Raw genomic sequence first — 22283 nt, forward strand, 5'->3', positions numbered from 1 at the left:
AAACAGTAAAGTTTTAATATTTTTTGAATACAAATTTTAAAAACACTTAAAATTTTAAGTGTTTTTTACTTAAAAATAAAGATGAACTTTAATTCTTATTTGTAACTTTACATAAATTCATAAATATGTTTATAAAAATGTTAATAAAATGTAAATTCATTGTAAATTAAAAAAATTAGAACAATTTAAATCTTAAATTAATTATAATGATTCCATGAAAAAAGAAATCTTTGATAATAAATATGATTATTACCTAAAAACCAAGAATTTAATTGATTATATTGACTCAGCAATTAATGACGAAATGTTGATGAAAAATTTTTTTTCTAATTTAGAAATTGAAAAAGTAAACGATAATGAAGTTTTTATAAAATTTGGAAATGAAAAAATTACAAATTTTATAAAGGAAAATTATTTTTATATAATAAAAGATGGGATAAAACAAATCTTTTTAAGAGATTTAAATGTTATTTATCTTACTAAACAAGATAAAAAAACTAATTTTGATAGTGATGATATAAACAAAATAGACAAAATTATTAATAAAAAAACTAATTTTGAAAATTTTATTAATAAAAAATTTACATTTGAGAATTTGGTTGAGTGTGATTTTAATAAAGATGTTTTAAGAGCAATTAAAAATGTTTATAAACAAGAAGAAATTATCTTTAATCCAATTTTCATTCACTCTAATTCAGGTTTGGGTAAAACTCATTTACTCCATGCGCTTGGAAACGAAATTTTAAAAGAATCTAATAAAAGTGTTGTTTATATAAATCCTGATTTAATTACACAAAAAATGGTTTTTTTAATGCAAAAAGGAAATAATGAAGAATTAGAAAATTTAAAATCTTTCTATAAAAATGCAGATGTTTTACTTTTCGATGATGTGCAAAATTATAAAAATAAAGAAGTTATTTTAAAAATAGTTTTTGACATAATAAACAATAGTTTAGAACAACAAAAACAAATTGTTATTTGTTCTGATAAAAAACCTGATGAATTAGGAGGATTTGAACAAAGATTCATAACAAGATTCAAAAGCGGATTAACTTTAGGGATGAAAAAAGCTTCTATAAATGATTTAAAAACAATTTTAAAATTTTTAGTTATTAAAGAAAAACTAAATCCCGATAAATGAGAAGAAGAATCTTATGAATTTGTTGCTAAAAATCACTCTAATTCAATAAGGGATTTAATAGGGGCACTAAATAAAGTAAAATTCTATTCAAATGACTTCGCTAAAAATACCCCGTATTCATATTTGGTTTTGAAAAATATTTTCAGTGACTTAAAACTTGATAAAAACAATATAAATGAAGATAAGATAATTTCTATTGTTACAAAATATTATAAAATATCAAAAAGTGATCTTATTTCCAAAAGTAGAATTCCTAATATTGTACTTGCTAGGGATATTACAATGTGATTAATAAGAAATGTTTTAGAATTAACTTTTGAAAAAATTGGTGAAATTTTCAATAATAGAACTCATAGTGCTGTTATTACGTCAATTAATAGAATAAATCAAAAACTTATAAACGATGCTAATCTTAAAAATATTTTAGGTGAAATTGAAAACAAAATAAACAATTTTGAATAACCAATTTACATAGATAAAATTTTAAAAACCTTTATTCTGTCTACCTTAAATGACTTATTTACATAATTACACTACTAATAATAATAATTAATAAATATTAAAATATAATTTATAAAAAAACAATAAGGATAATATATGAAAATTAAATCAAATAGAAGAACACTTGAGAAAATCTTAGATATATTTAATCCAACTATCGATTCTACTAATCCATTTCCTGCTCTTTTAGGTTTGTATTTTGATGTAAATGAATCTACAACAACTATTATTTCATCTAATGGAGATGTTTCTATAAAACATAAAATAGTTTCTAATGAAAATTTTAAAATAATAGAACCTGGTATTTTACTTATTCCTTCTTCGCTTTTTAGAAATATTATAAAAAAAATAGATGGTGAGGTTTTTATAAGGAATGAAGGTTTGATACTTTATTTGGAAAATGAAGGAAATATTTATACAATAAATTGTTTAGAAAGTGAAAATTATCCAAAAATTGATTTTAATTTAATCGATCATAAAAAAGTAGTTATCAATTCTTCATTTATTAGGGATGTAATAAAAAATGTTTCTTTTGCTTCTAGTTCATCCGAAACAAATAATTTAGTTTTAAGTGGAGTGAATTTTAATTTGAATTTAAATAAAATAATAGCAACCGCTACAGATTCCTTCAGATTAGCACAAGAATCGAGTTCTACTTTAACAAATGGAGATTTCAATATTACAATCACAGCAAAAAATCTTCGCGATCTCTTTTCTAATTTAAATTCAGAAAAAGTTGAATTATTAATTGATGAATATAAAATTAATATAATTGATGAAAATACAATTTTCCAAGCAAAACTTATAAATATGCCTTATATTGATGTAACAAAAATAATTCCTAAAAATTTTGAGAAAAAACTTTATATTGAGAAAAGAGTTTTGAATAATTATTTAAATAAAGCAATGGTTGTTTTAAATGAAAGATATAGTGCAATAGATGTTAGTATTTCAAATGAAGAAATAATTTTTACTTCCCAAAGAAAAGAAGTAGGTGCAACAAAACTTGTTTTAAAAAATGATAGTTTTACTTTTGAAGGAACACCAATTAAAATTCGTTTAAATTCAAGATTTATAAAAGAAGCAATAAATGTTTTTGAAAATAATATTGAAATTTTAATGAATTCAAGTGAAAAACCTGTTTTAATTAAAGATAAAGACTCTTTTAATAATTTACAACTAATTTCACCACTAAGGATAAATTAATGCTTAAAATTGAAATTAAAGATGATTTTATTACATTATCGCAATTTTTAAAAATATCTTCTCTCATTTCAACAGGTGGAGAAAGCAAAAACTTTATTATTGAAAATAATGTTAATTTAAATGGTAAAAGAATTTTTGAAAGAAATAAAAAAATTTATAAAAATGATATTGTTGAAATTAATAACAAAAAGTATCAAATAATATAAAAAGCACTAAAAGTGCTTTTTATATTATTTTCAAAAATATTTCAAACTCTCCAATTAAATTTTTGGAAAAATCTTTTAAAAAATATTTAAAGTTAATGTCATTTTCAGATTTTATTTCTATTTTATTCATGTGAGTCAGTAAAAAAATTTGAGATTTATCTATTTTATAAATTATTTCAATATCTTTATTTAATTCTAATTCTAATGAAGTTTGTCCTGCGAAAATTCTCACAAGAGTCCCATCTTTTTTAATTTCTATTAAATTTGCTATTTTGTTGCTTGGTTCGTCAAAACGATAAGAAAAAAAATCATTTTCATTTTCAAATTCAACTTGAGATGAAAATTCAATAACATTTTCATTTTCATTTTGCCTTGCAATACTTTTAAAACTAATTAACATTTCCTAATCTTTTTTGAATTATTTCTTTTCCGTATAAATAAATAGCTTTTGCAAGTTCAGGTCCATGCTCATTAAAAGTTGTTGCTAATCTAATGGGTAAAAATAATTTTTTACCATTTACATTCAAATCAGTACCTGTTTTATCAATTGCCTTTTGAATTGAATCTACGCTGAAATTTTCAAAGTTTAAATTTTGTTTAAATTTTTTTACAACATCATTTATTTCGATTTCAGGTTTTTCAATCATTGGATTTTCATATTCTTTCAATTCTCTTTTTAATTCAGATAAACTAAATGCATTTGGTAAAAAAGTTTCAATAAATAAATCAAGTCATTTTTTATCTTTTAGACTTTCTAAATATTCAAAAATTTCATTTTTATTTATTTCTTGTAAGTAATGTTTTCCATATCAATTCATTTTTTTCATATCGAATTTTGAAGGAGAAGCAGAAAGTCGCTCAGGATCAAATTTTTCAATTAATTCTTCTTTAGTCATAATTTCTTTAGTATCTTTAGAAGTTCACCCTAAAAGTGCTAAATAATTGGAAATAGCTCAAGATACATAGCCATCTTCTTTATAATTAGAAATAAATTGTTTTACTGAATCATCTCTTTTAGATAATTTTACGCCTTTTGAATTTGTAATTAAAGTTAGATGTCCAAAAACAGGTTTATCTCATCCCATAGCTTCATAAACAGCTAATTGTTTTGGGGTATTTGTAATATGTTCTTCACCTCTTAAAACATGAGAAATTTGCATATCAAAATCATCAACTACAACAGCAAAATTATAAGTTGGGTATTTATCACTTTTAATAATTACTCAATCTCCAATATCTTCACTATTTACCTTTATAAGCCCTCTTACTAAATCATTTCATTCATAATCGTGATTTTTTGGTAGAGCAATTCTAATAGAATAAGTTTGTTCAACTTCTCGTTTTTTAATTTCTTCATCTGATATTTTTAATCAGTTTCGATCATATCTAAAACTAAAAATCCCCTTTGCAATTTGTTCGGCTCGCTGTTTTTCTAATTCATATGTTGTATCATAAGCTTTATAAGCTAAGCCTTTTTTTAGAAGTATTTCAACAATTTCATTATATCTATCTAATTTTTCACTTTGACGATATTTACCATATTTTTCATTAGGATTTTTTGGAGATTCATCCGGATAAATTTGTAATCATTCTAAATTATCTAATTGAGACTCTTCACCTCCTGCAACATTTCTTGCAATATCAGTGTCTTCAATTCTAACGATAAAATCACCATTAAAATGCTTTGCAAATAAATAATTAAATAATGCTGTTCTAGCTCCTCCGATATGTAAATATCCTGTGGGACTTGGAGCGTATCTTGTTCTAATTCTTGTTTTTTTCATATATTAAATTCTATATTAATATCAATTAATATTTTTTATATAAAATTTATTTTTAAAAATCACAAATTATTAATTTACTTTCAAATCTAAAAATTATCAAAAGTTATAGAAATAATTTGCTTTGAATTTAAACCTAAACTAGAAATTCCAAGATTAGCCGCTTCATTATCAACTAAAATTTTAAAAAATTCTCTATTTCCAGGTTTAGTTTCCATTTCATTATTTGTAAAGAGATTTATAAATAATCCAAGTGTTGCATGTACACTACCATTAAAATATCATGTGTATTTTGATTTTTCTCCAGTAGGAAGAAAAGTGTTTTTAAAAGTTGTTATTGCTTTATTTTCACTAATAGTTTTTACTCTTATGTAAATTTCATTATTAATAGTTATAACAAGAGCACTTTGTCCTTCATCTAAATAATTTTTAATAAAATTCATTGATTTTTCATCCAAAATAACAGGACTACTTGCATTGCTAATTATTTTTAAATTGTTAAAAATAATGTCATTAAAACTTTGAAGTTCATCATTCAAATAATCAGTTACATTTTGACCTAAAGTATCTAAATTAACAAATGAATTTATTTTTTGTCCCAAAACTTGTGCATTCCCATTTCTCAAATATGCATTTCATTCAATAGGTTTTCCTAGTGATAATCTAGGCGTCATTCGTGTAAAACTTTTTTCACCATCTTTTCTAGCGATATCAGCAAATGTTATTGAAGTAATATTGCTATTAAAAGTAAAACTAAAAGCATTTTGTGAGACTTGATTAATTTTTCATGTATCTTTATTTATTAATTCACTTGGATGAAAATGTTCATTCAATGGATTTCTAATAGAAGGATCTTTTGAAAAAGAACCATCTTCATTTTTTACATAACCTCATTGTTTAATTATTTCAGCAAAGATTTCAGGACTACTAAAAGTGTTCTCTATTTCTTTAAAAGATTCTTGAATACTCTTTCCAGGAAGAGATCTATTATGTTGAGAACCATAATAAGAAGTACTTAAAGAATTAGTGTTAAACCTTATACGTCTTCCTATAAAATTATTTGGATTCATTTCTTCTTGTTTTTTAATTACTCCGCTTGCAATTGCAGTATCGGTAAAAAATAAGTTTTGAATAAATGTTTTCATACTTTCTTCAGTATCTTCAACATTATCAAAAACTAAAACTAAAGCATCACCCTTACCCATCATGATTGATTTATTATTATCTGTTGTTTCCAGAGTTTTAAATCTTGGATTTCCTTCAACATTGATTCTACCTGAGTAAAATTCATTAGTTAAAACAAATTGATCTGAAGATGTTTTAATTTCAAACATTTGATTTAATTTTTCTGTTTTAAATCCTAAAAGTATCAATTTATCACTTTGGATTTCATTTTTTTCAAAAATTACTTCTAATTTTCCATTTAAATCATCATGAATAAATTCAAAATTATCAAAACTATCTTTTGTAATATTTTTGTCATTTTCAAAATTAATATTTTTAAAGAAATTATCAATATTAATTTGACTTGGTAAAAGATTGTTAAATTCATTTGTTATGTTATTTTTTATTAAACTAAAATTATTATTTTTAATAGCTAAATTAACCTCTTCTAGAGTTGAAATAATATTGGGTTTAACAGGATCAACTGGAGGAGTAACAGGATCAACCGGTTTAGTTGGATTTGAAATAGAGCAAGAAACAACTGTTATAGGAATTAATCCTATTGTTGCTAATTCTGCTGAGAATAAAAGTTTTTTTCTTAATTTCATGATTTTTTTCCATTCTTTATTTATTTTTTGTAACTAAAATGTTAATAAATTGTTAATAACATTTTAAATTTGGGGGAAGTTTATGATAACAAAAAATTTTCAATATTTTAAAATTTTAAGAAAATAAGTTAACATAATTTCATGCTTGAAAATAATGGTTGGAATGCAAATACAACAAAAATCTCAACAAGAAAAGTCACTGTTATGGCTTTACTTTGTGCTATTTTATTTGCCACCAAATTAGCTTTTGGTTTTGTTCCTGGAATTGAATTTGTAACATCTTTATTTCTTATTTATGCAATTTTTATGCCTTATAAAGAATCTTTAATAATTGTTTTTATTTTCAATATTCTTGTTGTGATATTTTATGGTTTTGGAGCATGATGATTAATGTATTGGCCAATTTTTATAACAAATGTAACTATTGGAAGAGTTTTCAAAAAATGGTTTAAAAACAAGTATGTTTTAGCTTCATTTGCTTTTTTACAAGGATTTAGTTTGATTTTTTGATTTTATTTAAGTGATTTAATCTGATTTGGCCAAGCTTTTGCATTTTCAAATATCATAAGTGCATTCCCAATTAATTTAATTGAAGGTTTTTCTAATTTTTTATTTTGTATTGTAGTAGCTCCTAATTTAGTTAAAATTCTAAATAAAAATTTACCTAATTTGTGAGGCGAAAAATTTACTTTTACATTTAAAGAAATTAAATTCAAAAAAATAAATTTTTTTTCAAGTATTTTTTTATCATTTATTTCTATTTTTGCTCTAACAATTACTTTTGCTTACAACTCAACTTTTTTAAATCTTGCACAAATTGTTAGAATAAATACAATAAGACCAAATCCAAATCCAAATCCTAATGAAATTTTTAATTTTGATTTGAATAATTTACCTATTGAAAATGGATTATTGACAGTGGAAGCTATTTGATTTTTGCAATCTAAAATGGAATTAACTGATACGGCAACTGTAATTATAATAAATAATACAGCATATGTAAATATCAACAAAAACTCGGTAAAGCATAATAATTTTGCAGTCAATTATTTAAAGTCAGAAGAAAATAATTGATATTTAACAGGTAGAGATTTTCCTCTTTTAGGTCTTTTTGTTGAAAAATTTTTTAAAGATGATGTTGAAGTTTTTTCTCCAAAAATCCCGGCTTTATATTTTGTTGTAAACAACTCAACAAAAAATATTTTCTCAAGTGTTGGAATAAGTTCTTTAAGTACAAATAATCCTAAATTAATTTTTACTTTTACTTTTGATAATGGCTTTTCTCAATAAGAAAAATAGAATAAAAGTAATTATTTTAGATGTAATTTGTGTAGTATAATTAAACTAAAATATGAAAAAATTAACAAAGATTATTTTAGCAAGTACAGGTGCAATAACGGCACTTGGAACTTTAATTGGATTTTCAACTTCTTTTAATTCAATTAATGTAGTATCTATTGGGGGTTCAGCATCTGTTTTACCTTTGGTAACAGAATTAAGCAATATTTTTACTAAAGCAGATATTGTGACTCAAAGTGGTGGTTCAGGAGCCGGAATTAGGGCAGCAATTGATGGTTCAAGAAATATTGGGATGGCTTCAAGAACACCAGGTGTTAGTTTAAATGATGAAGATTTAAGCCGTAGAATTGCTAATATTGATCTTCAATTAGCAAATTCTTCTCTTTCTTTAGAAGAAAGAAACTCTTTAGATAGACAAAAAATTTCTATAACTAGAGATGCAGCTGCTTGAAGAGAGAAAAATATTAAAACAGTTACTATTGCTTGAGATGGAATTGCAATTTTATATCGCCCAGCTAATATGGGTTCCAAAGAAGAATTAGTTTTAACGGCTGAAAATGTAGCAAAAATTTTTGCTGCTTTTTCTGGAGTGATTCCTTTAAAACTTTCAGATTTAGATGGTTTGAGTGATAATAATTTAATTATTCCTTATCCAAGAGCTGGAGGAGCAAATGTTTCAGGAACAGCAGAAGCTTTTGAAAGATCTTCAAACAGGAATTGAGAAGATACAAATTTTTTTAAATCATTAGGAAAAACTGATCAAAATTTGATTAAAAACGCTTTAGAAACAGGTGCATATGTCGGAAATAATGTAAGGCAAACAGCTGAGGCGAACTCACAAGCATGATCAATTGCAAGAAATGGAAAAATTGGTTCTATGATTTATTTATCAGCAGGTTTTGTTAATAATAATATAGAAGAAATTGAAAAAGCAGGTTTTAAAGTAGCTTCTTATGATCCCGGTGTACTCCCAACTGCAGAAACAGTTTCAAAAACTTATGGCTGATTCAGGCCTTTTAATTTGATGCTACCTATTGGCTCTTCAATTCCACAATTAGATTTTATTAGCTGAATTTTAGATTTAAATAATACCCCTGGAGTAAATGACACTCCTCAAGAAAAAATAATTAAAGAACAAGGTTTTATCATTTTGTCTAGAAGCCAAATTCTTTCAATGTCACAAGGAATAGATGAACAAGAAAGAATTAATCAATTTTGAAAAGCAAGCGATGCAATTTTACAAAGGAGTGGAGCTAATCCAGAAGCTTAAAGATAATGAGTTTATTCAAAAATAATCGTTCAAAAGAAATAAAAATAAAAAGCAAAAAATCTCAGGATTTTAATATTAAAACTTTATCTTTAGTTGTTTCTGCTTTTGTAGGTATTTTATTTATAGCCTTAGTTATTTATATTTTATCTTTTGCTATTATTGGTTTTACTAATTTTGGAATTCAAAATATTTTATTTACTTTTGATTTTAATCCTTCTTTAGGACAATATTCATTTTGGCTTCCTTTTTTTACTACAATCATTACTTCGGTAATTGCTTTGCTTGTAGCTGTGCCTTTAGGGATTAAAGTAGCAGTTTTTACGAAATTTAGAATTAGAAGTCCAAAAATAAGAAAATATGTCTTGATTATTTTTCAAATTTTAGCAGGAATTCCTTCAGTAATTTTTGGGCTTTTTGCTTCACAATCTCTAGGGATTTTATTTCAAGGTGCTTTTGGAATTCAACCTAATAGTATTTTTAATGGCTCTATTATGCTCTCTTTTATGGTAATTCCAACAATTGTTGCATTGACTTTAGGTTCATTAAATTCATTAGATCCAAATTTAATTTCCAATCCTTTAGCTTTAGGAAATTCAAAAACTAGAGCAATTTACAAAATTGCAAAAAAAGCAGCAAGGCAAGGAATTGTTGTAGCAGTAATTATTGCTCTAGCTAGAGCAATTGGAGAATCGATGGCAATCTCAATGATTTTGCAATCATCCCCATCTAATTCACTTTTTTCAAATGGACTTTTTGGTGTTCTAGATTCAGGAAGTCAAACAATCGGTGCTTATATTTCAGTTTCAATGTTTGCAGATGGTGATCCAGAAAGAATAAGGCCTTTGCTTTATGCTTTTGGATTAATGATGTTATTTTTTTCGATGATTTTGAATTTAATGATTCTTGCTTTTACAAAGAGAAAAAAACAACAAAATTCAAAAAAATATTTTAAATTTGAAAAAAATATTAGTGACTTTGTTCTCTTTATTCCGACACAATTAAAAATTTTATTTGAGAGAATACTTTTTCCTTCTAAATATGTGATAAATTCAATAACTACTGAGAATATTTCAAATTATATTAATGATCGAAATTTTAACTATAAGTTTAAAGATGTTTATCATTTTTACAAACTTTTTTGGGAAATAGTTTCAACTCTAATTTGTGCAGCTTTTATACTTTGAATTGTTGGAGATGTTTTAATCAAAGGACTTGCTTTTTCTGTAAGCAATTCTCAAAATGCCCTTTCTTTATTTACATATGGCAAAAATACTATTTTCCAATCTTTTTTAAATACTTTATTAGTTATTATTACTTGTTTAGTTATTGCCTTTCCAATTGCTTTATTAATTGCCATTTATATAAACGAATACGCAAATGAAGGTTTTGTAAAAAAGACAATTCTTTTCTTTTTAGATTCTTTAGGTGCAACACCTTCGATTTTGTTTGGACTCTTTGGACTTTTATTTTTTATTCAAACAGTGGGAATAACTTCTTCAGGAACAGCAGGCAATAGTTTAATTGCAGGAGCATTTACTTTAATGATTGTTATTATTCCATCTTTTACAAGACAATTAGAACAAGCTTTAAAAAATGTTCCTCTTGAAATAAGATTAAATTCTTTTGCATTAGGAAATACTAAATGAGAAACAATTAGAAAATTAGTTTTACCAATTGCTTTTGTAGCAATAATTACAGCCATTATTTCTTCCATTGGAAGAATTCTATCAGAAACAGCCCCTTTATATTTAACAGCCGGGCTTTCAAGCTCTATATCAACTACTTTAGATCGTCCTGGAACAACTTTAACAACCCATATTTATGCTCAACTATTTTCAGCCTCACCAAATGCTGTTGGAATTCAATTCCAAGCAGCAATGATCACAATGATTTTAGTTACTTTTTTAGTATGATTAGGTTATATTATTATTCCAAACCGAATTACTATTCAGAATTGAATTAGTACTAAATTTAAAAACATTAGAAGTTTTGTTAGAAAAAATAAATTAAAACAGGAGGGGTATAATGTTTAAGTTTTTTAAAAATAAACAAGATAATAAAAAAATTGAAAGAAAAATTGAATTTAAGGAAAAATTAAATTCACTAGAAGAAAATGTTGTTTTTAAAATTGAAAATTTATCTCTTTGATATAAAAAAGGTGAAAAACAAGCTTTAAAAAATGTTAGTGCAAACATTGCAAAAAATCATGTGACAGCTTTGATTGGACCTTCTGGATGTGGAAAAAGTACTTTTTTAAGAGAATTAAATCGAATGAATGACACGATTGAAGGTGTTTTAACAGATGGAAATATTTTCTTTGAAGGTAAAAACATTAAATCAAAAAAACTACCTGTTACTTTTTTAAGGACAAGAGTAGGAATGGTTTTTCAAAAACCTACACCATTTCCTATTTCTATTTATGATAATATTGCTTATGGCCCAAGATCTAATGGAATTCACAATAAAAAAGTTTTAGACAAAATTGTTGAAAATGCATTAAAATCAGCAGCTTTATGAGAAGAAGTAAAAAATAATTTAAAGGATTTAGGAACTTCTTTAAGTGGTGGACAACAGCAAAGATTATGTATTGCTAGAGCAATTGCAATAGAGCCCCATGTTTTATTAATGGATGAACCCACTTCTGCACTCGATCCAATTGCAACAGCTAAAGTTGAAGAATTAATTTTGAAACTTAAAGATAGATATTCTATTGTTATTGTTACCCACTCAATGTCCCAAGCTCAAAGAATTAGTGATGATACGTTGTTTTTTTATGCTGGGGAAATTGTTGAAGCAAATAAAACCAAAGAGATCTTTTTAAGACCTCAATTAAAAAGAACAAGAGATTATATTAATGGAAGGATAGGATAAAATGCCAATAAATTATAATATTTTATTAGAATCAGAAAAAGAGTTAAAACGTTTAAAAATTGAATATTTTGAGTATGTAAAATATATACACACAAAAATGTGAAAAGAAATTTTTGAAAAAGAAGCAAAAAAAGAAGAAATTATTTCAATCGAATATAATGATGTCATTTTAAGAAGGTTGGATCAAGCAGCTGAATTAAATTCAAATCTAATTGATGAGTGTGTTTGAACAATTTCAAAAGATAGTCCAAGAGCAAATCACTTACGTTTTATTATTTCAATTATTCAAAGTGCTAAAGATTTAGAAAGAGCTTCCGCTTATGCTTTTATTATTTCTAAAACAATTACAAGGAGAAAAATTTTAATTAAAAATCTATCCCTTCTAAAACCTATAGTTTTTAAATATCTTGAGATTTTTGATTTATTTATTAATTTATATAAAACATCAAGCATTTCTAAATTGGAAAAAGTAGATGAAATTATAAGCGATTTTAAAGAAGCGGAACACAAATTTTCTAAAAATCTTTGAAAGAAGTTTGAAAATGAATCTTCTGAATCAGAAGTTGAGTATTTTCCAATTTCTTTAGTATTGAAATCAATTGAATCAACAGTCGAAAGAATAAAAGGTGTTTTTGGATCAGAAAAATTTGTTAATACAAAAACAGCTCTTATTGATTTAAGCGAAGATCTTAAATAAAAAACCACATGTAGTGGTTTTTTAATTTCCTTTTATTCTAAAAACATAAAAGTTTTTATTTGTATTTAAACTTTGGTTATCTTTTAAAATATCAGTTTTTTTACCTAGTAATAATGGTGAAAAAATAAGCATATTGTCTTTTTTTAGTACATTTTGATAAGAACTTTGCAAATAAAAATTATCAATTTTTAAAACATATTCTATATCAATTAAAGTATTTTCATTTTCATTTAAAAACTTTAAATTAAATGAGCTTTTAATTAGATCATTATTTTTATCTAGAAAATATATTTTTTCATTATTTATCAATTCAAAAGAAACATCAATAGACCAAAATACTCTTTGTTGAGTTTTATATTTTAGTTCAATTATAAGATCATTTTTATTTAAGTAAAAATTTAATTCTAAGTTTAAAAAATTTTTTATTTTGTCCAAATTTTTTACAATAACCATTTTTAAAAATTTATTTTTTTTATAAATTAAAGAAGCTTTTTCAAAAATGTTTCACTCTGAATTTATTTCAATTAAATCTAATAATTCTAAATTTTTTTCATACAAAATTTCTTTAATTAGTGATTTTTGAACACCAAAAAAATTTACTTTATTAAATAACAATGTATTTTTAAAGTAAATTTTTTCTAATATATTATTTTGATTTAATTGGACTTGAAAATCTCCTAAATCATATTTCATTAAATTAACCAATTTTCCGTTTGGAGAAAATATCATAAGTTACAGCAGCAGCTAAAACAATACCTGTAATAATATTAATAAATGCAGCTTCAACTTGATTTACAACTAAACCAAGATTAATTGTAGCGATTATTAATGCCCCCATAATGGATCCAATAACTGTTCCAATTCCCCCAGCAACACTAGCTCCACCAATGAATATTGAAGAAATTACATTTAGTTCAAATCCTGCAGTTCCATTTGGTTGAGCTGCTTGAAAATTACCTGCAAAAATAATACCAGCAAAAGAAGTTATAATTCCCATGATCACAAAAATAGCAAATGTTGTAAATTTAGCATTAATACCACTTAATTCAGCAGCTTTTCTATTCCCACCAATAGCATAAATAGATCTACCAAATTTTGTATATTTAGTTAAAATTACAAACAAAATAATTAAAATTAAAATATAAAGCATAAATAATTGTAATCCAATTCTTGACATTGCTGTTAAAATAGCCAGAACAAAGAATAAACCAATAACAAATAATTGTTTAATCAAAAATACAAAAAGATTTTCAACTTCTAAATTATATTTTTTTGCTTTAAATCTTCTTTGAAATGAATAAGCTACTAGTAAAGATCCGATTACTAATAAAATTAAAAATGAAATAATTCAAAAAGGATTTTGAGTAGTTCCTAAATTAAAATCAGGAAAAGGAGCTTGAGAAAATTGTACAAAGCTTGTATCAAAATCGACAATTAAAGGTTGACCATTTGTTAAAACTAATTCAAGACCTTGAAAAATTAGCATCCCCCCCAGAGTAATAATGAATGCTGGAATTCTATAGTATCCAATCATAACACCTTGGATAATACCAACCCCTGCTCCTAATAACAAAGTAAGAATAATTGTTAGAAATATGTTTCCGCCAGTTACATTATTAAAAAGTGTTAAAGCAATTGCACTAGAAAATCCTAAAAGCCTCCCAACACTTAAATCTATATTTCCACTTACAATAACTAGCAACATTGGTAAACCAATTATAAAAATATACGAATTATTTCTTAATAAATTAACAAACTGATTCGGACTAAAAAAAGTCAAGCCATTTCCTATTGAAACTGTCGAAAATACTAAGACCATCAGCCCTAATATATAAAACATTGAATACTTGTTAAAATGTTTTAATCCTATTTTTAAATATTTGTTAATAAAAATAAAAAAGGATATTTTCAAAATATGGTTTTTTATTTTTTTAATGTTGTTTGTAAAAATATTTAGAGAATCAGAAATATTTTGTTTAAATTTATTAAACATATTTTGTTTCATTTTTTTCCTTTCCAATTCCTAATTGAATTATTTTTTCCTGAGTTGCATCAGAAGTTTTTATTTGACCTTTAATTTTTCCTTGGGACATAACATAAATTCTATCTGTTGTTCCAAGTAATTCTTCAATTTCTGAAGAAATAATAACGATTGCTTTCCCTTGTAAGGCAAATTCTTGAAGTAGAGAATAAATTTCAAATTTAGACCCAACATCAATTCCTTTTGTAGGTTCATCAATAATTAATATTTCAAATTTTGTTGTTATAGCTTTAGCGATAACAACTTTTTGCTGATTTCCACCACTTAGTGTTTCAACTTTGTAATCAATATTTGGAACTTTGATTTTAATTTCCTTTTTTAATTCATTACTATTTTTAATTTCTTTATTTAAATTTAAAAATCCAAATTTTGAATTTAAATTCATGGCAGCTAAATTGATATTAAAATTGATATCAAAAATTTGAATTAATCCAGTACCTTTTCTATCTTCGGTTGCATACATTAATTTATTTGTAATTGCTTTTTTAGGGGAGTTTATATTCATTTTTTTTCCATTAATAAAAATTTCTCCCGAAAGTACTTTTCCATATTGTTTTCCAAAAATACTTAAAGCTAATTCACTTCTTCCAGATCCTACAAGACCACTAATTCCAATTATTTCACCTTTTTTAACATTAAAACTAGCATCTTGTACAACATTATACCCATCTAATTTAGGGTGTTCAACAGTAAAGTTTTTTACTTCTAAAGCAATTTCTCCAATTTTCCTTTGAAGATTTTTCTCTGGAAATTTGGAAGATAATTGTCTTCCAACAATATCTTTAATTAATTGATCTTCAGAAATTTTAGTAGTTTCTTTGTTATATTGGGAAATAAATTTTCCATCTCTTATTACAATAATTTCATCTGCAACATATTCTACTTCATTTAATTTATGACTTACAAAAACGCTTGTAATACCACTTTTTTCTTTTAAATTCTTCATAATATTCAGAAGTTCAAAACTATCTTTATCATTTAAAGAAGAAGTAGGTTCATCTAAAATTAAAAGCTTTACCTCTTTACTTAAAGCTTTTGCAATTTCTACTAATTGTTGTTGAGCAACTGATAGATTAATCGCAAGAGTTCTAGGATCTATCTTAGGTAAGCCAACCTTTTCTAAAAGTTTTTTTGCTTCCACAATCATTTGATTTTGGTTTAAAATCCCAAATTTAGTTTTAAAATTTCCAATGAAAATGTTTTCATAAACTGGTAAATATGGAGAAATAGAAAGTTCTTGATGGATTATTGCAATTCCATCAGAAATTGAATCATTAATACTTTTGTAATGTTTTTCTTTACCTTCGTAAATAATTCTGCCTTCTATTTTGTTAAAGGGAATAACACCAGAAATAACTTTTAACAAAGTTGATTTACCAGCCCCATTTTCGCCTACAATACTAGTAATTTTAGCTTTTTTCAAGTTAAAACTAACATCATTTAAAGCAATTACACCAGGATATTTTTTAGTCACATTTTCAAATTGAAAAATGTAATCATTTTTATTCATTTGTTAATCTCTTTTAAACTTATTAAAATGTGAATAAAGTATTAACATTTGCACTTGTAACAGTAATTGGAGTTAATAAGAAAGTAATGATTTCTTTACCAGAAGATGTTTTAAAATTTGTTCTATCAATACTAAATTTAATTAAAGGATTACGAACAGAAACAAATTCTTCTAGAGATTTTAATTGTTCAACAGTTCAAGCATTAGAAGCTCTAGTAGCAGCATTATTTGTGATTAAGTAATCTAAAATTGTTAAATTAACAGCAGTTAGATCAAAATCTGATTTTAAAACAGTCATGCTCTGACCACCCTTATTTTTAATATTAACAACAGAAGTATCAATTGAATCTTGACCTGTTACATAAATTTTGCTTAAATCAAGTCTTGTTGCTCTTAAACCACCAATAATTGAAATAGCTAAATTATCATTAGGTGCTAAAATTCCTCTCAAACTATTTCTTTGAGTTTCATTAGCAGCATCAATTCTTGTTTGATAATTGTTTCTAGCTGTTGTAGCATTTCAACCTGCAGTAGAAACCGAATTAAAATCTTCAGCTCCTAAGTAAGAAAAATTAGTTCCATAAGCTGTTTTGAATGCATCTAAAACAGCTTTTGCTCCATTAAAGAATAATTGAGCATTGTTGTCAGCAGGATCTCCTGCAAAAAGCATTGCTGAAATAACCGGTTTATTTTCCATATTATTAATAAAAGTAGTCATTTCATTAGTGTTAGCAAAAGGAGTTGTTCTACCAACTAATCCTGAAGCAAGAGCAAGTCCTTGTAAAGTTCCGACTCCAACATTATCAAAAGTTGTATAAAAATTATAAGAAGATGAATCATTTAAAATTAATCTATCATAAGCAACAACAGGTTTTCCAGCAGTAGCAGCAGATGTTAGAGATGCTCCAACTCCAGCTGATTCTGAAGCCCCTAAAGCAATACCTTTAACATTATTGTTAGAAATTTGATTTTGTAAAAAAGTATTTTGATTTGGTTGACTAATTGTATTATTTCCAAAAGTAGTAAAACCTAATTGAGTAGTATTTTGAAGACTAAATTTTAAAGCATCATCTCATCTTTTGTTTGTGTTATCCCCAAAAGCTGTTGCTATTGCTCCATTTTTAAAATTGGCTACAGGTGCTTTAAAACCAGGAATTTCAACTACAACAATAGATTCATTTCTATTTGATTGACTAACTGTTCCTTTTGAAAAATAAATAGGAACATTTACAACAGTATTAAATCTTGCATTAATTACAGGTGCTCCCATCCTAATTGAAACATCATTAGGTGTTCCAGGCAAAGTTGCAAGTATAGTAAAATCAGCAGCAGTAACAGTATTTGAAGCTTTAGTTTTTGATGCATCTAAAACACTAACTAAAGAAGCACGTTGTACATCACTTAAAGAAGAAACATATGTATTTACATCTGCTACATCTGCAGAAGCTCCATCCATAACACCAAAAATTGATTGCCCAGCCTTGTAAATTACTGTTCCTGTTTTTGTGGTTACTGCAACTGGTAAAATTTGATTAGCAACAGCTGCTGTATTTGTTCCGCAAGCTACAACTGTAACAATTGGAACTGCTCCCATTGCCACAACACCACCAATTAATAAAAGTTTTTTCGATTTTGTCATATATTTATAATCTCCTTGTTAAAATTAAATTTGTTTTTAGGGACTGATTGCTAGTTTTAAACAAACAACTTCAAATCTCCTTAAATGTATTATAAATTAAAAAACTAAAAAAATTTATTTTGAACAATTAAATGTCAAAAAATTTACTATTATGAATAAATTTACCTTAATTTTTGAAAATTTTGCTTTTTATAAAAAATATTTTAATGAAATTGGAATAATTTTAAATAATTTTTGAAAATTTCAAATTTTTTACTCAAACTCTTATAACATTTTATGTTTTAAAAATATTAAAAAAAAGTTACTATTTTTTATAAATTTTTCAAAAAAATAGCAATAATAAAAAGACTAAAAGGAGAAAAGATGAAATACGATAAAGAGCAGGTTTTGCATTTAAACAAGACAATTGAAGCACATTTTCCACATATTTTTAAAATAAGTGATGATATGCAAATTTCACACCAAGGAGTATCAAGAATGGTCATGCTTGATCGGTACTCTTTAAAAGATGAATCATTAGCAACATTAGCTGAAGGAGATTTTGTAATTGTAAAAATTAAATATGATCCAATGTTTCCTTCTTTAGGACTTGGAACCGTTTTAGGGTTCCAAAACGGAAGTGTAAGAGTGCAAATTCTTCCAGAATATGTACATCAAATCGATCCGATTATTTTAGATAAAGAAAAAAAATTAGATGATGTTGTATGAGTACCAAAATCATACATTTCAAAACCTTTAGAAATATATTATGAGCAAATTGCAAAAAGAGTAGGTTTTGCAATTTCAAAAGATGAATCAAAAAAACACATTGAAGCAATTACTAAGGAATTAGCTGATAAAAATATTATTCCTGCAGGGAGAATTTTATATGGAGCGGGTTCAAAAAAAGAAGTAACATTTTTTAACTGTTATGTAATGCCTATGATCCAAGATTCACGTGAAGGTATTTCAAAGCATCGTGGACAAATTATGGAAATTATGTCTCGTGGTGGAGGAGTTGGAACAAACGGATCTTCTTTAAGACCCAAGGATGCAATTGCAATTAGTGTTGGTGGAAAAAGTAGTGGAGCAGTTTCATGATTAAATGATATTTCTCAATTAACTAATTTAGTGCAACAAGGTGGTTCTCGTCGTGGCGCTCAAATGATCATGTTAGGCGTTTGACATCCTGATATTGTTGAATTTATAATTTCAAAAATGCAAAAACCTAACATTTTAAAATTCATTAAAGATAAATTTCATCATCCTTTAATAAAAGAAGCTGTAAATTTTAAATTGAATTTTAGACCTCTATCTCAAGAAAAACAAATGAATATTGACGCTATTCTAGCTCATAAAAATTTAATGCCTCATGGAGTTGTTGTTAATGCAGAGAATTTAAAAAAAGCAGGTGGTGAATATGAAATTAATGATCCAGGATTTTTATCAGGTGCAAATATTTCTGTAGCCTTAACTAGCGATTTCATGGATGCTGTTAAAAACAATGAAATGTATGAATTAAGATTTCCGGATTTAGAAAAATTTACAAAGGAGCAAAAAGCTTTTTATGATAAAGAATGACATAACATTGGAGATGTAAAAGAATGGGGAAAATTAGGTTATCCTGTTAAAGTTTATTCAACTATTAAAGCTAAAGAATTGTGAGATTTAATTAATTTATGTTCAACTTATTCAGCTGAACCAGGGGTATTTTTCATTGATAGAGCAAATGAATTAACAAATGCTCAGTCATATGGACAAAAAGTTGTTTGTACAAATCCTTGTGGAGAACAACCTCTTGCTCCTTATTCGGTATGTAATTTAGCAGCAATTAATTTAGCAAATTTTGTTGATAAACATACTGGTAAAATCGATTATCCAAAATTAGAAAACACAGTTAAACTAGGTATAAGATTTCAAGACAATATTATCGATAAAACTTATTATTTTTTAAAAGAAAATAAAGACCAAGCACTTGGAGAAAGAAGAGTTGGACTTGGAGTTATGGGTCTTCATGACATGTTAATTTGAAGTGGTTTAAAATATGGCTCAAAAGAAGCAAATAAAGTTGTTGATAAAGTATTTGAAACAATCGCAACAAGTGCATATTTAACTTCAATTGAGTTAGGAAAAGAAAAAGGATCATTTCCATTTTTTACTAGTGTTGAAAGATTTTTACAGAGTGGTTATGTTAAAAAATTACCTCAAATTGTTATTGATGCCTTTAAAAAAACTAAAGCAATTCGTAATTCACACTTATTAACAATTGCACCAACAGGTTCAACAGGTACAATGGCAGGTGTTTCGACCGGTCTAGAACCTTATTATGCTTTCAAATATTTCCGTTCAGGTAGATTAGGTAAATTTATTGAAGTTGATCAAGATATTGTTGCAGAATGAAAAAAAATTAAGAATTGACCTGCCGATAAAGCTTTACCAGAAATTTTTTCTTCAGCAATGGATTTAAAACCTGAAGAACATGTTAAAGTTCAAAACTTAATTCAAAGATGAATTGATTCATCTATTTCAAAAACTGTTAATGCTCCAAAAGGATATTCTGTTGAAGATGTTGAAAAAGTATTCATGTCTTTATATGATGGTGGCTCAAAAGGTGGAACTGTTTATGTAGATGGTTCTAGAGATGCTCAAGTTTTATCTCTTTCAAACGAATTAAATGATTTAAATGAAGGTGATGATCCAACAAGACCTCTTATTATTGCTGAACATACAAGAAAAGAAATTGAACAACTTGAGAAAAAAGTCTCTTCAGAACCTATTAACAAAGAAATTGTTAAAAAATACGGAACTGAAATCGGAAACACTTGCCCAATTTGTAAAAATGGAATAGTTCAAGAAATTGGGGGATGTAATACATGTAGCGTTTGTGGAACTCAAATGCTTTGTGGTTTGTAAAATGTTGCATATTTATTATGGTTTTGGTAAAGGTAAAACAAGCACTTTAAATGGTTCTGCAATTAGAGCAAAAGGAGCAGATTTCAAAGTCGTAATTTATCGTTTTTTAAAAGGTGTAAAAACATCAGAAGATGAAGTTCTTGAAAAAGTAGGAATTTTTGTTAAAAAATTACATCAGGGAACAAAATTTGTCTTTCAAATGAACGGAGAAGAAAGGCTTAATCTTCAAACTTTTATAAAAAAAGAATTGAAAGAAATTATCAAAATAAAAAAAGAATTTAATTTTTTTTGTTTTGATGAAATTATTGATTTAGTTGAAGTAAAATTAATCACAGAAGATGAATTGATTTCTTTTTTAGAGCATTTTGAAGAATATGAAGTTTTATTAAGTGGTCATTATGAGCTTAAAAAACTTTTTGAAAAAGCCGATTTAATCACTTTTTATGAAGCTAAAAAACATTATTTTGAAAAAGGTATTCAAGCAAGAAAAGGTATTGAACTTTAATTAAATATCATAATGATTTAAAAATATTAAATTTAATTCTCTCTTTTTATTAAAGTAAAATTTTTAGTTTAATATTATAAATTAAAAAAGCATTTAGCTTATAGCGGATGCTTTTTATTAATCTTTCTAGGCTAAAGTATTTTAACTTTAAGCTCTTTTTGAATTGTAGGAAGTGATTTTATCAAAGCAATATCTTTTTCAACATTTTCAAGTCTATTTTCAATTTTATCTAATCTTGTGTTTATACTTTTAGAAAGATTTTCAATTTTAGTATCAAAACTTTTAGAAAGATTTTCAATTTTAGTATCAAAACTTTTAGAAAGATTTTCAATTGCATTTAAAATATTTTGATTTGATTTTGTAGCTTCTTTTTTGATAAAAACTCCTTCAATAATATATTTATAAAAATTACCATCATTAAAAATTTCTTCTAATTTTTGAATTTCTGATTTTCTTATTATTTCTAATATTTTCTTTTTCAATGTTCTCCTTTAATTTTATCTTTTTTGTATAAAAATTTAAAAAGTTTCAATTTTTTAAAGTTTTAAATTTTGTTATTGCAAATTTAATTCAAGTAAAAAATCATTTTTTACAATAACTTATTTTAAGTATTTCTGAATGTCTTATTTTGTGTTTTTCAAAAACTTATAAAAACTTATTTTAATTTTTTCAAGCATCAAAATGAATTAAAGCAAACTATTGAGAATATTTTCTTTTGCATTTCTTGTTATATTGTTAAATTTTTTATTAATTTTAATTACATTTATCAAAAACACAATATTATTCTCTTTATTCAATAGATTTTTTAAGATACAATATTTAAATTTTCGTGAAATTTTAAATTTATCATTTATAAGAATTTAATACTATGTTTTAAAAATATCTTTTTAGATTTTCAAGCTCGTAAATTTTAAAAGAATTATTTTATTTTTACTTATTAAACCTACCTTTC

General features: G+C 25.4%; 18 protein-coding genes. 10 read left to right on the top strand and 8 right to left on the bottom strand.

The window, feature by feature from the left end; translation table 4 throughout:
• Nucleotides 1-214: 214 nt before the first annotated feature.
• The 3 genes from dnaA (at nt 215) to MMOB_RS00025 (ending at nt 3054) form a co-directional block, all read left to right on the top strand.
• Nucleotides 215-1603 carry a chromosomal replication initiator protein DnaA gene (dnaA, locus tag MMOB_RS00015; protein ID WP_011264521.1) on the top strand — a complete coding sequence of 463 codons (1389 nt, stop codon included), beginning with the start codon at nt 215-217 and terminating at the stop codon, nt 1601-1603.
• A gap of 135 nt (nt 1604-1738) precedes the next feature.
• Nucleotides 1739-2848, top strand: a complete 1110-nt coding sequence (gene dnaN / locus MMOB_RS00020; protein WP_011264522.1) for a DNA polymerase III subunit beta — start codon at nt 1739-1741, stop codon at nt 2846-2848.
• Nucleotides 2848-3054, top strand: a complete 207-nt coding sequence (locus MMOB_RS00025; RefSeq protein WP_011264523.1) for an RNA-binding S4 domain-containing protein — start codon at nt 2848-2850, stop codon at nt 3052-3054. Before dnaN ends, MMOB_RS00025 begins: the two co-directional genes overlap by 1 nt.
• A gap of 19 nt (nt 3055-3073) precedes the next feature.
• On the opposite strand, the gene MMOB_RS00030 is transcribed toward MMOB_RS00025, so the two are convergent.
• From MMOB_RS00030 to MMOB_RS00040, 3 genes are all read right to left on the bottom strand, one after another.
• Nucleotides 3074-3454 carry a DUF1934 domain-containing protein gene (locus MMOB_RS00030; protein ID WP_011264524.1) on the bottom strand — a complete coding sequence of 127 codons (381 nt, stop codon included), beginning with the start codon at nt 3452-3454 and terminating at the stop codon, nt 3074-3076.
• Nucleotides 3444-4838, bottom strand: a complete 1395-nt coding sequence (gene gltX / locus MMOB_RS00035) for a glutamate--tRNA ligase (RefSeq protein WP_011264525.1) — start codon at nt 4836-4838, stop codon at nt 3444-3446. The genes MMOB_RS00030 and gltX overlap by 11 nt, the downstream gene beginning before the upstream one ends.
• An 86-nt stretch (nt 4839-4924) precedes the next feature.
• Entirely contained in the window at nt 4925-6607 is a 1683-nt protein-coding gene (locus MMOB_RS00040) for a hypothetical protein (RefSeq protein ID WP_011264526.1), read from the bottom strand.
• 141 nt (nt 6608-6748) lie between these two features.
• On the opposite strand from MMOB_RS00040, the gene MMOB_RS00045 reads away from it, so the two are divergent.
• The 5 genes from MMOB_RS00045 to MMOB_RS00065 all read left to right on the top strand — a co-directional run bounded on the left by MMOB_RS00045 (nt 6749) and on the right by MMOB_RS00065 (nt 12744).
• Complete coding sequence (locus MMOB_RS00045) at nt 6749-7897, top strand: hypothetical protein (RefSeq protein WP_011264527.1); 1149 nt, start codon at nt 6749-6751, stop codon at nt 7895-7897.
• A gap of 61 nt (nt 7898-7958) precedes the next feature.
• Nucleotides 7959-9176, top strand: coding sequence for a PstS family phosphate ABC transporter substrate-binding protein (locus tag MMOB_RS00050; protein ID WP_011264528.1), 1218 nt, complete (start codon nt 7959-7961; stop codon nt 9174-9176).
• A gap of 5 nt (nt 9177-9181) precedes the next feature.
• On the top strand, nt 9182-11209 hold the full coding sequence (gene pstA / locus MMOB_RS00055; protein WP_011264529.1) for a phosphate ABC transporter permease PstA: 2028 nt from the start codon (nt 9182-9184) through the stop codon (nt 11207-11209).
• On the top strand, nt 11202-12047 hold the full coding sequence (pstB, locus tag MMOB_RS00060; protein WP_011264530.1) for a phosphate ABC transporter ATP-binding protein PstB: 846 nt from the start codon (nt 11202-11204) through the stop codon (nt 12045-12047). The genes pstA and pstB overlap by 8 nt, the downstream gene beginning before the upstream one ends.
• 1 nt (nt 12048) lies before the next feature.
• Nucleotides 12049-12744: a PhoU domain-containing protein gene (locus MMOB_RS00065; RefSeq protein ID WP_011264531.1), complete on the top strand. Its 696-nt coding sequence runs from the start codon at nt 12049-12051 to the stop codon at nt 12742-12744.
• A 21-nt stretch (nt 12745-12765) separates the two neighbouring features.
• Here the strand turns inward: MMOB_RS00065 and MMOB_RS00070 are convergent, their stop codons facing one another.
• From MMOB_RS00070 to MMOB_RS00085, 4 genes are read right to left on the bottom strand one after another with little or no spacing between them, the layout of a single operon-like run.
• Nucleotides 12766-13437: a hypothetical protein gene (locus MMOB_RS00070; RefSeq protein ID WP_156768857.1), complete on the bottom strand. Its 672-nt coding sequence runs from the start codon at nt 13435-13437 to the stop codon at nt 12766-12768.
• Between the two features lie 4 nt (nt 13438-13441).
• Nucleotides 13442-14749: a sugar ABC transporter permease gene (locus MMOB_RS00075; protein ID WP_041362706.1), complete on the bottom strand. Its 1308-nt coding sequence runs from the start codon at nt 14747-14749 to the stop codon at nt 13442-13444.
• Nucleotides 14730-16295 carry a sugar ABC transporter ATP-binding protein gene (locus MMOB_RS00080; RefSeq protein ID WP_011264534.1) on the bottom strand — a complete coding sequence of 522 codons (1566 nt, stop codon included), beginning with the start codon at nt 16293-16295 and terminating at the stop codon, nt 14730-14732. The genes MMOB_RS00075 and MMOB_RS00080 overlap by 20 nt, the downstream gene beginning before the upstream one ends.
• Before the next feature lie 22 nt (nt 16296-16317).
• A complete protein-coding gene (locus MMOB_RS00085) occupies nt 16318-17934 on the bottom strand; it encodes a substrate-binding domain-containing protein (RefSeq protein WP_011264535.1) in 1617 nt (538 codons plus the stop codon).
• 363 nt (nt 17935-18297) lie between these two features.
• Here MMOB_RS00085 and MMOB_RS00095 point away from each other — a divergent pair, with 363 nt between their 5' ends.
• Entirely contained in the window at nt 18298-20826 is a 2529-nt protein-coding gene (locus tag MMOB_RS00095; protein ID WP_011264536.1) for a vitamin B12-dependent ribonucleotide reductase, read from the top strand.
• A 1-nt stretch (nt 20827) separates the two neighbouring features.
• The gene (locus MMOB_RS00100) at nt 20828-21331 is read left to right on the top strand and encodes a cob(I)yrinic acid a,c-diamide adenosyltransferase (RefSeq protein ID WP_011264537.1); all 504 of its coding nucleotides are present in this window, start codon (nt 20828-20830) and stop codon (nt 21329-21331) included.
• A gap of 131 nt (nt 21332-21462) precedes the next feature.
• On the opposite strand, the gene MMOB_RS00105 is transcribed toward MMOB_RS00100, so the two are convergent.
• Nucleotides 21463-21813, bottom strand: a complete 351-nt coding sequence (locus MMOB_RS00105; RefSeq protein ID WP_011264538.1) for a hypothetical protein — start codon at nt 21811-21813, stop codon at nt 21463-21465.
• Nucleotides 21814-22283: the final 470 nt, after the last annotated feature.

The organism is Mycoplasma mobile 163K, assembly GCF_000008365.1.
Lineage (GTDB): Bacteria > Bacillota_I > Bacilli_A > Mycoplasmatales > Metamycoplasmataceae > Mycoplasma_J > Mycoplasma_J mobile.